The sequence below is a fragment of the Pedobacter puniceum genome, assembly GCF_009674685.1.
Classification (GTDB): Bacteria; Bacteroidota; Bacteroidia; order Sphingobacteriales; family Sphingobacteriaceae; genus Pseudopedobacter; species Pseudopedobacter puniceum.
In genome coordinates this window covers 255,670-268,417 of the sequence record NZ_WKJI01000002.1, presented here as the reverse complement: position 1 = coordinate 268,417, position 12,748 = coordinate 255,670, and the positions used below count along the sequence as shown (strand labels likewise).

General features: G+C 35.0%; 10 protein-coding genes. 5 read left to right on the top strand and 5 right to left on the bottom strand.

Features of this window, described 5'->3' with window-relative positions; genetic code table 11:
* The first annotated feature begins 9 nt into the window (after positions 1-9).
* A complete protein-coding gene (locus GJJ64_RS07760) occupies positions 10-1,650 on the top strand; it encodes an NAD+ synthase (protein ID WP_154287203.1) in 1,641 nt (546 codons plus the stop codon).
* 47 nt (positions 1,651-1,697) lie between these two features.
* On the top strand, positions 1,698-2,096 hold the full coding sequence (locus tag GJJ64_RS07755; RefSeq protein WP_229655496.1) for a nuclear transport factor 2 family protein: 399 nt from the start codon (positions 1,698-1,700) through the stop codon (positions 2,094-2,096).
* A gap of 162 nt (positions 2,097-2,258) precedes the next feature.
* Here the strand turns inward: GJJ64_RS07755 and GJJ64_RS07750 are convergent, their stop codons facing one another.
* Together GJJ64_RS07750 and pgi are read right to left on the bottom strand one after the other, a co-directional pair.
* Positions 2,259-2,780: a DUF2911 domain-containing protein gene (locus tag GJJ64_RS07750; RefSeq protein ID WP_154287199.1), complete on the bottom strand. Its 522-nt coding sequence runs from the start codon at positions 2,778-2,780 to the stop codon at positions 2,259-2,261.
* Positions 2,781-2,839: 59 nt separating this feature from the next.
* The gene (gene pgi, locus GJJ64_RS07745; protein ID WP_154287198.1) at positions 2,840-4,486 is read right to left on the bottom strand and encodes a glucose-6-phosphate isomerase; all 1,647 of its coding nucleotides are present in this window, start codon (positions 4,484-4,486) and stop codon (positions 2,840-2,842) included.
* Between the two features lie 126 nt (positions 4,487-4,612).
* Between pgi and GJJ64_RS07740 the strand changes: the two genes are divergently transcribed.
* From GJJ64_RS07740 to GJJ64_RS07730, 3 genes are all read left to right on the top strand, one after another.
* Complete coding sequence (locus GJJ64_RS07740; protein ID WP_154287196.1) at positions 4,613-5,926, top strand: M16 family metallopeptidase; 1,314 nt, start codon at positions 4,613-4,615, stop codon at positions 5,924-5,926.
* 2 nt (positions 5,927-5,928) lie between these two features.
* Positions 5,929-7,323: a M16 family metallopeptidase gene (locus tag GJJ64_RS07735; RefSeq protein ID WP_154287195.1), complete on the top strand. Its 1,395-nt coding sequence runs from the start codon at positions 5,929-5,931 to the stop codon at positions 7,321-7,323.
* A 234-nt stretch (positions 7,324-7,557) separates the two neighbouring features.
* Positions 7,558-8,004: a hypothetical protein gene (locus tag GJJ64_RS07730; protein WP_154287193.1), complete on the top strand. Its 447-nt coding sequence runs from the start codon at positions 7,558-7,560 to the stop codon at positions 8,002-8,004.
* Positions 8,005-8,140: 136 nt separating this feature from the next.
* Here GJJ64_RS07730 and GJJ64_RS07725 read toward each other — a convergent pair whose 3' ends face one another.
* From GJJ64_RS07725 to GJJ64_RS07715, 3 genes are read right to left on the bottom strand one after another with little or no spacing between them, the layout of a single operon-like run.
* On the bottom strand, positions 8,141-9,805 hold the full coding sequence (locus tag GJJ64_RS07725) for a sodium/sugar symporter (RefSeq protein WP_154287191.1): 1,665 nt from the start codon (positions 9,803-9,805) through the stop codon (positions 8,141-8,143).
* Positions 9,806-9,841: 36 nt separating this feature from the next.
* On the bottom strand, positions 9,842-11,173 hold the full coding sequence (xylA, locus tag GJJ64_RS07720; protein ID WP_154287189.1) for a xylose isomerase: 1,332 nt from the start codon (positions 11,171-11,173) through the stop codon (positions 9,842-9,844).
* 10 nt (positions 11,174-11,183) lie between these two features.
* The gene (locus GJJ64_RS07715) at positions 11,184-12,668 is read right to left on the bottom strand and encodes a xylulokinase (protein ID WP_154287187.1); all 1,485 of its coding nucleotides are present in this window, start codon (positions 12,666-12,668) and stop codon (positions 11,184-11,186) included.
* Positions 12,669-12,748: the final 80 nt, after the last annotated feature.

Below are 12,748 nucleotides of genomic sequence, written 5' to 3'. Positions count from 1 at the left end.
TACTCAGTTATGAAAATAGCACTAGCACAATTAAATTATCATATCGGAAATTTTGAGTTTAATACTCAGAAAATTATACAAACTATAACAGAGCAGAAAGCAGCTGGGGCAGATTTAGTTGTCTTTGCAGAATTAAGTATTTGCGGTTACCCTCCGAGAGATTTTTTAGAATATCCGGAGTTTATAGCTTTATGTAAACAAGCAGCGTTAAAAATAGCTGAAGCCTGTAAAGGTATAGCTTGTATTGTAGGTGTGCCAGAATTAAATCCAGTTTTAGAGGGGAAAGATTTATATAATGCGGCCTACTTTATAGCTGATGGAGAGATTAAACAGGTAATAAGAAAAGCCTTATTGCCAACTTATGATGTTTTTGATGAATATAGATATTTTGAACCAGCCCATGAATTCAAGTGCGTAGATTATAAGGGCTATAAAATAGCAGTTACCATTTGCGAGGATTTATGGAATTTAGGCGATAACCCTTTATATAAAGCTTGTCCTATGGATGAGCTTATTAAGGAAGAGCCAGACTTTATGGTCAATATTGCGGCATCGCCTTTTGCCTATAATCATGATGAGCAAAGGATTGTTATACTTTCTCAAAACTGCCATAAATATCAAATCCCATTGTTTTATGTAAATCAAGTTGGGGCGCATACAGAGTTGATTTTCGATGGCGGTTCTTTAGTTTTTGATAAAGCAGGAGATATCGTATCAGAGCTTAAATATTTTGAAGAAGATGTTCAGCTTTTTGATGTTGGACAGGTTAAAAGCTCCATTGTTTTAAGCGAGGCTAATGAAAGACCATCAGATACAGCACAAGTGCACCAAGCTTTGGTTTTGGGTGTGAGAGATTATTTTCAAAAATCAGGATTTAAAAAAGCTATTCTAGGCTTGTCAGGAGGCATAGATTCTGCTGTGGTTTGTGCATTAGCATGTGAAGCTTTAGGTGCAGAAAATGTGATGGCTGTATTATTACCTTCTAAGTATTCTTCGGATCATTCTGTTAAAGATGCTCTAGATTTAGTGAAAAATATTGGCTGCCAACATACTACATTGCCTATTGCTCCAGTAACAGCAGCTTTTGAAGATACACTTAGTCCAGAGTTTGAAGGTTTAGCGCCAAACTTAGCTGAAGAAAATATACAAGCCCGTTCTCGGGGAGTATTATTAATGGCTATGTCTAACAAATTTGGGTATGTTTTGCTCAATACCAGTAATAAAAGTGAGGCTGCAGTAGGTTACGGAACATTATATGGAGATATGTGTGGAGCCATTTCTGTGATAGGTGATTGCTACAAGACACAAGTTTTTCAACTGGCAAGGTATATTAATAGAAATGGAGAAATTATTCCTGAAAACACCATTGTTAAACCACCATCTGCCGAGTTAAGACCCGATCAAAAGGATTCTGACTCTTTACCTGAATATGATATCCTTGATAAAATACTATTTGAGTATATTGAGCTTAAGAAAAGCTCAAAAGAAATCATAGAACAAGGTTTTGATGTAGATTTGGTTAAAAAAGTTTTAAATCTGGTTAATAATGCCGAATTTAAGCGCTATCAAACACCTCCGATTTTAAGAGTATCGCCTAAAGCTTTTGGAATGGGTAGAAGAATGCCTATCGTAGGTAAGTATTTATTTTAAACCAATTATAAATTATGAGAAAATTACCTCTTTTAATTCTATTTTTTATGACAACAATTACTGGTGCTTTTGCACAAACAAAAGCGGAAAAAGAAGTTAGCATAGCCGTGGAAAAGCTGCGTGATGCTATGGTTAGCGGTAACCGAGCCGATTTAGAAAGTATAGCATCCAAAAACCTAAGTTATGGGCATTCTGGTGGCAAAATAGAAGATAAAGCTGCTTTTGTAGAAGCAATTGCTAGTGGAAAATCTGATTTTGTGAAGATAGATTTAGCTGATCAAACTATCCATGTAACGGGTAATACAGCTATTGTTAGACATAAATTATCAGCCGATACCAATGATGGTGGTAAACCCGGACATGTGAATTTACATATCCTCTTAGTTTTTGTTAAAGACAATGGAAATTGGGAATTACTAGCCAGACAGGCGGTTAAAATCCTTTAAAAATAAAAAAAGAGGTTGTCTCAAATCACCACTTTGTGTCAGGCTGAGCGGAGTCGAAGCCTTTTCTTATCCTTCGACTTCGCTCAGGATGACAACAAAGGTCCGCTCAATGTGACAAATATGATTTTTAGACAGCCTCTTTTTTATCGTCTTTTAAAAGACTTATTTAACCATAAAGTCTATATGAACATTTCCCCATTCTAAAGCTACTTCTCCGTTTTTAGCAATAGTGAATGTCATTCTTTCCATAAACTCTTTAGCTTTCTCTGCTTTTACAGTAAATCTAAGCGCATCTTCTGTTTCTTTGTATTTGTAATTTCCCCATTGGTCCCAAGTTTTATTAAAAATTACAACCCATTCTTTTTCTCCTGGAATAGTAAATAAAGCATATTTTCCAGCAGTTAAGCTTTTACCATTAATTTTAACGTCTTTACTTATTTCAAACTGAGTAGCTGCGTTTGCACCAGTTCTCCAAACTTTACCATAAGGAGCAATCTCTTTTCCGATAGTTCTACCTTTAATACCCGGTTGTGCATAATTGATAGTTACTTTAGTGCCATTGTTTAGAGTTTCTGTAACACTTGCAGGCGGACTAGCAGGTTGTTTTTTAGCTTCCTGAGCTTTAACTACTACATTCCCAATAAGGAAAAATAGCGTAGAGAATAATAAGATTGTTTTTTTCATGATGTTATTTTTCTTTAGAAACGTTATTATTTATAAAATGTTGATACCTCATCAAAATATTACCTCCAATTTTTAAACAAATTAATTAAACCATTGGTAGAAGCATCATGAGAAGTAATTTCATCATCGTTTTTAAGCTCCGGTAAAATTTTACCAGCAAGTTGTTTTCCTAGCTCAACTCCCCATTGGTCAAAACTAAAGATGTTCCATATAACACCTTGTACAAATATTTTATGTTCGTACATCGCTATTAAAGCACCTAAAGTTTTAGGATTTATTTGTTTTACCAAGATAGAGTTGGTTGGTCTATTACCCTCAAAAACTTTAAAAGGAGCTATTTTTGCAATTTGATCATCGGTTTTACCTTCTTTTTTAAGTTCGGCAATAACTTCTTCTTCTGTTTTGCCATTCATTAAAGCTTCAGTTTGTGCAAAGAAGTTTGAAAGTAATAAGGTATGATGTTCGCCAAGAGGGTTATGAGATTTTGCCGGAGCAATAAAATCACATGGAATTAATTTAGTACCCTGATGAATTAACTGATAAAAAGCGTGTTGTCCGTTAGTTCCAGGTTCTCCCCAAATAACCGGGCCGGTTTGGTAGTTTACTTTATCACCATCTCTAGCCACATATTTTCCATTACTTTCCATATCTCCCTGCTGGAAATAAGCCGCAAAACGATGCATGTATTGGTCATAAGGTAAGATAGCTTGAGTTTCTGCCTCAAAGAAATTATTATACCATACACCTAATAAAGCTAGTATTACAGGGATATTTTGCTCAAACTCTGTTTCTCTGAAATGGATATCCATTTCATGTGCACCTAGAAGTAAATCTTCAAAATTCTCAAAACCTACAGAAAGTGCAATAGGTAAACCAATAGCACTCCATAAAGAGTAGCGTCCGCCAACCCAATCCCAAAACTCAAACATATTTTGGGTATCAATACCAAATTTAGAAACGCCTTCTGCATTGGTAGAAAGCGCAGCAAAATGTTTAGCCACATCACTTTCGGCAGCACCAGCAGCTAAAAACCAATTACGGGCAGAATGGGCATTAGCCATTGTTTCTTGTGTAGTAAAAGTTTTAGATGCAATTAAAAACAGCGTAGTTTCTGGGTTAACCTTTTTTAAAGTTTCTGCTATATGTGTACCATCAACATTAGATACAAAATGAAGCGTTAAATGATTTTTATAAGCTTTTAAAGCCTCGGTAACCATAACCGGGCCTAAATCAGACCCTCCAATACCAATATTTACAACATCTGTAATGGCTTTTCCGGTATATCCTTTCCAATCACCATTTATGATAGCATCAGAAAAGGTTTTCATTTTTTGTAAAACCGCATTTACATCAGGCATTACATCTTTACCTTCAACTATTACAGGTGTATTACTTCTGTTTCTTAAAGCTGTGTGCAGTACGGCTCTATCTTCTGTTTCGTTAATCTTTTCACCATTAAACATGGCTTGTATAGCACCTTCAACTCCGCATTCTTTGGCTAGTTGAGTTAATAAGGCCATGGTTGTTTCGTTTATTCTATTTTTAGAATAATCAACTAAAATATCATTAAACAAAACAGAGAATTTGTTAAACCTTTCAGCGTCTTCAGCAAAAAGACCTCTTAAATGTTTATCTGATATTTCAACGAGATGGTCGGCAAGATATTGATAGCTTTGTGTTTGTGTGAAGTTGATTTTTGGTAACATGCAGTTTAATTTATTGATTTCTAAATTGGCTGCAATATAAGCATTGCAAAATTTTTAAGACAAAACTATTCGCATTCGTTTTTGTAACTTACTATATCTTAAATTGCAACATAACACTAATTTAAAATGAGAAAACTGTTTGTTACTTTGCTAGTTGCATTAAGTTCGCAACTTTTTGCACAGAATAAGATAGATGACGTAAAGACATTTACCTTAAGTAACGGAATGAAGTTTCTGGTTCTGGAAGATGCTTCAATCCCTAATGCCAATATGTACCTATTTTACAAAGTAGGTTCAAGAAATGAACATCCGGGTATAACCGGCTTGTCTCACTTTTTTGAGCATATGATGTTTAACGGAGCTAAAAAATATGGCCCTAAAGAATTTGACCGTACCATGGAGTATAATGGTGGAGCTAATAATGCCTATACCACGCAAGATGTTACAGTTTATACCGATTGGTTTCCTGCCCAAGCTTTGGAAGTTATATTCGATTTAGAATCAGACCGTATTGCTAATTTGGCTATAGCCGATAATATGGTAGAGTCTGAAAGAGGTGTGGTACTTTCAGAAAGAAGTACAGGTTTAGAAAACTCGCCATGGAGAATGCTAGGCGAAGCCGTTAATGCTACTGCTTTTCAAGAGCATCCTTACCATTGGCCTGTAATTGGTTATGAAGAAGATATTAAAAATTGGACAAAACAAGATTTAGAATATTACTTTAAAACTTATTATGCGCCTAATAATTGTACGGTTGTAATCTCGGGTAATGTGAAATTTGATGAGGTAAAAAGACTTGCTGAAAAATACATGCAGCCTATACCATCTCAGAAACCAGGTCCTAAAGTTCATTTGGTTGAGCCAAAACAAACCGGAGAAAGAAGAATTACGGTTCAAAAACAAGTAAGTTCTCCTTATATGATTATTGGTTACCATGCACCAGAGGCGCAACATGCCGATTATTATGCTTTGGATATTTTAAGTTCTGTTTTAAGTAACGGGAACTCATCTCGTTTATACAGCAATTTGGTAGATAAAAACCAATTGGCAACCTCTGTATTTACAGATTATAGCCCAAGTTTTGATCCTACTTTATTCTCTGTTTATGTTTCATCAGCAAAAGGAAAATCTACAGATGAAATAGAAAAGACGGTTTATGCCGAGCTTGAAAAAATAGCTAAAGAGGGTGTTACCGCTACAGAACTACAAAAAATCAAGAATCAAAAGTTGAGCGAGTTTTATAATCAAGTTGAAACCATCAATGGTAAATCTAATAATTTAGGTACTTACGAGGTTTTCTTTGGTGATTATAAAAAGATGTTTACTGCTATGGATGAATACGCTAAAGTAAGTGTAGACGATGTTAAAAGGGTAGCTGCAACTTATTTCAAAAAATCTAATAGAACAGTTGGAGTTTTAAAAAGTAACACAGAAGAATAATCATGAAAAGAAATCAATCAATTATAAAAATAGGCTTTTTCTTGCTAATGGTTTTTCCTTTGGCAGTTTTAGCACAGCAAGCTAAGTTTAAGCTTCCTGCATATGAAAAATTTAAATTACCTAATGGTTTAACCGTTTATTTGATGGAGCAGCATGAGGTTCCTACCATTAATATAGCAGCAGTAATTCCTTCAGGAGCAGTTTTAGATGCAGAAAAACAAGGTTTAGCATCCTTAACAGCTAAGGCTTTGCAATTTGGTACAAAAAGCTATACTAAAGCTCAAATAGAAGAGCAAATGGATTTTATAGGAGCATCTTATAATACTTATTCTGGTAAAGAACTAGCAGGTCTAAGCGCAAAATTTGCAGCTAAATATCAAGATAAGGTTTTGCCTATCATAAACGAGCTGTTAACGGCACCTAGTTTTAACGAGGAAGAGTTTAGTAAGGAGAAAAAAAGAATACTTACACAATTAGAAAGAGCTAAGGAAAGTCCGCGTTCTGTAATTGGTAATTATTGGGATAATTTTATGTATGGTAAGCATCCATACGGTAATCCGGTTTCTGGTAGTGTAAGTTCGGTTCAAAATTTATCTATTGCAGATGTGAAGAGTTTCTATAGCAAGAATTATGGCCCAAATGGTGCAGCTATTGCTGTTGTTGGTGATTTTAAAGCTAAGGAGATGAAAGCTAAAATCTCTAAGCTTTTTGGAAAATGGAATAACTCAGTTAATACCGCAGCTATTTCATCAACTATAGAAAGCCCTAAAGAGGCTAGAGTTTTATTGGTTAATAAAAGTGATGCCCGCGAAACAACCATGTTGATAGGAGGTAAAGGCGTTAGTCGTAACAATCCGGATTTTGTTGCAATAGAAGTTGTAAATACTGTTTTGGGAGGTAGATTTACCTCATGGTTAAATGATGAGTTGAGAGTAAACTCGGGCTTAACCTATGGTGCTAACAGTCGTTTTTCTACCTTAAAAAATTCTGGTACTTTTTACATCAGTACTTTTACAGCTACAGCAACAACAAAAGCTACAGTTGATAAAGCTTTAGAAGTATTAAAAAAGCTTCGGGAGAAAGGTTTGGATGAGGCTACCTTGCAATCGGCCAAGAACTATGTTAAGGGGCAGTTTCCTCCAGATTATGAAACGCCAGCTCAATTAGCTTCTTTACTTACCGATATGTTTTGGTATAACTTTAACGAAGACTTTATCAACACTTTTGAAAGTAGGGTAGATGGCTTAACAATAGAAAAGAGTAAAGAAATTATCCAAAAATATTTCTCTGCAGAGAATTTACAATTTGTATTTGTAGGTAATGCAGCAGAAATTAAGAATGTTGTTAGTGCGTATGGAAAAGTGACTGAAAAACAAATCAAAGAAGACAGCTTTTAAAATAAATACTATACACTAAGTACCCTTAAAAGTGGATTGGCGGTAGTTAATCCACTTTTATTTTTTGGTATAGTAATTGATGCTAATAAGTTAGCTCTCATCTAATTGTAATAATATTAAAATTTGGCTTAATAGTTTATTAAATAAATACTTAATAACTTGCTTTTTTAAAAATATAATTACAATTTTGCTTTATTATAGTTAATTTAATAATCTTACCTAATTTAACAGAAGATGTTTGAAAAGTTGTATTCCATAGTAAAAGAGAATTTAGAACCGCATTTAAATGAGGTAGGTCAAATTTCTGTAAGTGCACACGAAGCTATTATAAACGAAGCATCAGGCACTATCATTGATGTTTTAAAAGCGCAAATTGATAATGGAAAGTTTAATGATTTATTGGCTTTCTTTAGTATTTCAAGTATTGATAATACTTTTTTAGTACGTTCTATTGCTTCTAAGTATGCTATAAGGCTTAATAAATATTATGGCATTAATATCCATGAGGCAAGAGCATTTGCAGATAAACAAATACCAGTTGTGATGAATAAGTTTATTAGGATGGCTAAGGATAATCCTAAGAGTGCTAACGGTATGTTTGCCTTTTTTAATAAGCTTAGTGGCTATACGGTGAACTTTGAAACCTTATTTGGCAAAATGCCACAGTTTCAATTAGCTTAAGTTGTAAAGGTTAAATAATTTAAAATAGTTGAAAGAACCGCTTTATAGCGGTTTTTTTGTTTCTATAATTTTGTTTGCAACAAAAAAAGGAGACTGTTTTTAAGCAATCTCCTTTTGTATTTTTAACTATTTCCTATTACCAGAATACAGTATAAAGCGCAAGTAAAATACCGAATATCAATAGCGCACCAATGGTGAAGCTAGTGTTGGTTTTAAACATGCTGCTATCTATTTCTAAGCCTTTAGGGTTATCACCTTTTCTGTTTTCTAAAATAGAAATCAAGTACATTCCGATAATACAGAATACGAATACAAAGCCCATTCTATCTAGGAATGGAATTTCGTAGATACCATTTACGTTAACTGCAAATCCAGCTGGGTATAGGAAAGAAAGATCTGTCCATTCTGGAAGGAATTTTAATATTACCGATAAGATAAAACCTCCTATAGTTGCAAACATTGCAGCAGATGAAGTAGTTCTTTTCCAGAAAAATCCTAAGATGAACATGGCGAAAATACCTGGAGATACAAAACCTGTATACTCTTGGATGTATTTAAAACCACCTTTTTCTATACCTAAGTGAGGTGCAATAACAACTGCTAATAACATGGTTGCAATAATGGTAATCTTACCAGTTAATACTTGATTAGCTTCTGATGCATTGCGGTTAAATATCTTCTTGTAAACATCTAGTGTAAAGATGGTAGCGATACTATTTGCTTTACCCGCTAAAGAAGCTACTACTGCTGCTGTTAATGCTGCAAAAGATAAACCTTTCAATCCTGGAGGCAATAAGTTTAACAATACAGGATAGGCACTATCAGGGTTTACTTCGCCATTAACAAGCATTTCAGTTGTAAATACCTCTTGTTTGTATAATACATAAGCTGCTATACCAGGTAATACTACGATAATAGGCATTAACAATTTTAAGAAGGCTGCAAATAATAAACCTCCTCTAGCAGTTTTTAAATCAGCACCTAAGGCTCTTTGAGTGATGTATTGGTTACAACCCCAATAGTTTAAGTTTACAATCCACATACCGCCCACAAGTACCGTTAAGCCTGGTAAATCAACAAAGTTTTTGTTGTCTTTATCAAAAATCATGTGGAAATGGTCATCTGCTTGTGAAGTTATCAGGTTGAAACCATTAAGTACGCCACTAGAACCATTGTTTTGAGCTACTAAATCAAGTGCTAAATAAGTGGTAGCTAAACCTCCTAAGATTAAGAAAAACACCTGAATTACATCGGTATAACCAATAACCTTCATCCCGCCAAGGGTAATGATGATAGAGAAAATAGCTAAAGCATACATACAAACCGTGAAGTTTATACCAGAGATGCTACTTACAGCTAAAGCTCCTAAGAAAAGGATGGAGGTTAAGTTTACAACTACGTAAAGCAACAGCCAGAAAACAGCCATAATCATAGCAACAGTTTCGTTGTAACGCTGACTTAAGAACTGAGGCATGGTAAATATCTTGTTTTTAAGATATACCGGGATGAAAAATACGGCAACAATAACAAGTGTTGCAGCAGCCATCCATTCGTAAGTTGCAATAGCAAGGCCCAAAGTAAAGCCAGCACCACTCATACCAATAAATTGTTCTGCCGAGATGTTTGAAGCAATAAGTGATGCTCCAATTGCCCACCATGTTAATGATCCTTCTGCCAAGAAGTAGTCCTTAGAGCTTGCGCTCTCAGCTTTTTTACGGTTGTAAATCCATAGTCCGTAGCCAGCAACAATTACAAAGTATATTAGAAATACAATGTAATCTGAAGTTTGAAGTGTGTTCATTCTTTCTTTAAGTTTAGTTTGGAGGACGTGAATTTATTAAAAAATATGTTTATTAAGCATATTTTCAAAAAATTCTTGTTTCCCACTTATGATTTGAGGTTCTCCATGCTCAATGGCAAAGGCTCTTAAATCTGCTAAAGAAAGTTTTCCTTCTTCAAATTCTTTCCCTTTACCAGAATCAAAAGATGCGTAACGTTGTGCTCTTAGCTTTTTATATTCAGACTTTTCTAAAATTTCTTCAGCTACTAATAAAGCTTTTGCAAAAGTGTCCATACCGCCTATATGCGCATAAAATAAATCTGCAGGGTCTGTAGAGTTTCTTCTGATTTTAGCATCAAAATTAATACCTCCACCTTGTAGGCCGCCAGCTTCAACAATTACAAGCATGGCTTCCACTAGTTCCAAGATATTATTAGGGAATTGGTCTGTATCCCATCCGTTTTGATAATCGCCTCTATTAGCATCGATAGAGCCTAACATACCAGCATCAGCGGCAACTTGTAATTCGTGTTGGAATGTATGGCCAGCTAATGTAGCGTGGTTAACTTCTATGTTTAGTTTGAAGTCATTTAGTAAGTCATACTGTCTTAAGAAGCCAATAACGGTAGCAGAATCATAATCATACTGATGTTTTGATGGCTCACAAGGTTTAGGCTCAATAAAGAAGGTTCCTTTAAAACCATTGCTTCTTGCATAATCTTTTACGGTGTGTAAGAAACGAGCAAAATGTTCTTGCTCTCTTTTCATATTGGTGTTTAGCAAGGTCATGTAGCCTTCTCTACCGCCCCAAAAAACATAGTTTTCTCCGCCTAAAGCAATGGTTGCATCAATAGCGGCTTTTACCTGTGCAGCGCCATGTGTTAATACATGAAAATCTGGATTGGTGATAGCTCCATTCATATAACGTTTATGAGAGAATAGGTTTGCTGTACCCCAAAGTAATTTAATACCGCTTTCTTTTTGTTTTTGTAGGGCATACTCAACCATAATGTTCAACCTTCTTTCGTTTTCTAAGATGTCATTGGTATAATCAACAACATCAACATCATGAAAGCAATAGTAAGGAAGGTTCATTTTGGTCATAAACTCGAAAGCAGCATCCATTTTGTCTTTTGCTCTCTCTACAGCATCAGCTTTAGCGTCCCAAGCAAACTTGTGAGTAGGACCTCCAAATGGATCGGCACCGTTACCATTAAAAGAATGCCAGTATGCGCAAGCAAATTTGACATACTCTTTCATAGTTTTCCCTTGAACTATTCTGTTTTCATCATACCATCTAAAAGCTAATGGATTGTCTGATTCTCTTCCTTCAAATTTAACTTGGTTTATTCCTTTGAAGAATTCTTTTTCACCTGTTACGATTGACATTTTGATTGATTTATAAGTTATTAATTTTTTGATTGAGTAATTGTTTCCATTCTTGGTAGGCAGCATCATAAGCCTCTATATCTTGAGGTTCTATAGTTGCTAGTACTGTTTGATTTTGAAAAGCTTCTTGGGCTGTTTTAAAATGTTTGATGCCAATACCTGCACCTAAGGCAGCGCCTACGCTACCATCATTCTGATAAAGCTCTATAGGTACTTGGGTAGCTCCGGTAAATGCTTTTCTAAATACTTCGCTTAAAAATAAGTTTGATTTTCCGGCTCTGATAACTTTGGGATTTAAGCCATTTTCTCTCATGATATCTAAACCATACCTAAAAGAAAAAGCAACACCTTCTTGTACAGCATTAAGGATATGTGCAGCATGGTGTTGGTTTAAATCGATATTAAAAATATGAGCGCCAATAAGTTTATTATTCAGCATTCTTTCTGCGCCATTGCCAAAAGGTAAAATTCTGAGGCCTTTACTACCAATTTCTATCTTAGAGGCTAGCTGATTCATTTCAGAATAGCTTAAATCTTTGGCGAAAAGTTTTCTTGCCCAGCTGTTTAAGATACCTGTACCGTTGATACACAATAAAACACCTGTTCTAATCTGGTTTTCTAGATAATTAACATGCGCAAATGTATTGATACGCGATTGTTGATCGTAAACTAACTGATTGCTTACACCATAAATAACGCCAGAAGTACCTGCAGTGGCGGCAACTTCGCCTGGCTCTAATACATTCAAAGAAAGCGCATTATTGGGCTGGTCGCCGGCTTTATAAGCTACTTGTATGCCCGCTTTAAGTTGAAGAGTATTAGCTACGTCAGTTTTTACTTCGCCATGATTAGCGAATACAGGTTTTAATTCTGGAAACAGAGAAATATCAAAGCCAAATTCTTTACAAATTTTTTCTGATAGCTGGTTGTTTTTAAAATCCCAGAAAATCCCTTCAGATAAAGCGCTGATGCTGGTTGTAATCTGCCCGGTTAATTTCATGGCTATAAAATCTCCAGGAAGCATGAGTTTATAGATATTGGCGAAAATTTCGGGTTCATTTTCTTTTACCCAAGCCAATTTAGAAGCTGTAAAATTTCCGGGAGAGTTAAGATGATGACTTAAACTTTCTGCTTCACCTATATTTTGAAATGCTTTCTCTCCAATGTCTACAGCTCTACTATCGCACCAAATGATAGCATTTCTTAGCACTTGCTGGTTTTTATCAACCAAAACTAAGCCATGCATTTGATAGGCTATACCAATTCCTATAATGTCTTGCGGATTGTATTTTTTTGTTTGATGATTTTTTAAGATGGCTTTTTGAGTAAAATCCCACCAACTTTCTGGAGATTGTTCTGCCCAGCCTGGTTTAAGAGCTATAATTTCTGCCTCTGTTTCTGGGTATTGGGCAGAAGAGATAATTTCTTGAGTGTAAGCTTCAATAATAGAAACCTTTACAGAAGATGTGCCTACGTCTATTCCTAATAAGTACATAAAATGGTTTTAATCGGCTATTAAAATAAGTGTGCAACCGGTTGCATAAAAGTATTACTAATATTTAAATTCTCAAAATA

Excerpts from the sequence above, each read along its gene's own strand:
- GJJ64_RS07755 (WP_229655496.1), top strand. The coding sequence starts at position 1,698 with ATGACAACAATTACTGGTGCTTTTGCACAAACAAAAGCGGAAAAAGAA.
- pgi (WP_154287198.1), bottom strand. The coding sequence starts at position 4,486 with ATGTTACCAAAAATCAACTTCACACAAACACAAAGCTATCAATATCTT.
- GJJ64_RS07760 (WP_154287203.1), top strand. The coding sequence starts at position 10 with ATGAAAATAGCACTAGCACAATTAAATTATCATATCGGAAATTTTGAG.
- GJJ64_RS07730 (WP_154287193.1), top strand. The coding sequence starts at position 7,558 with ATGTTTGAAAAGTTGTATTCCATAGTAAAAGAGAATTTAGAACCGCAT.
- GJJ64_RS07725 (WP_154287191.1), bottom strand. The coding sequence starts at position 9,805 with ATGAACACACTTCAAACTTCAGATTACATTGTATTTCTAATATACTTT.
- GJJ64_RS07750 (WP_154287199.1), bottom strand. The coding sequence starts at position 2,780 with ATGAAAAAAACAATCTTATTATTCTCTACGCTATTTTTCCTTATTGGG.
- GJJ64_RS07735 (WP_154287195.1), top strand. The coding sequence starts at position 5,929 with ATGAAAAGAAATCAATCAATTATAAAAATAGGCTTTTTCTTGCTAATG.
- xylA (WP_154287189.1), bottom strand. The coding sequence starts at position 11,173 with ATGTCAATCGTAACAGGTGAAAAAGAATTCTTCAAAGGAATAAACCAA.
- GJJ64_RS07715 (WP_154287187.1), bottom strand. The coding sequence starts at position 12,668 with ATGTACTTATTAGGAATAGACGTAGGCACATCTTCTGTAAAGGTTTCT.
- GJJ64_RS07740 (WP_154287196.1), top strand. The coding sequence starts at position 4,613 with ATGAGAAAACTGTTTGTTACTTTGCTAGTTGCATTAAGTTCGCAACTT.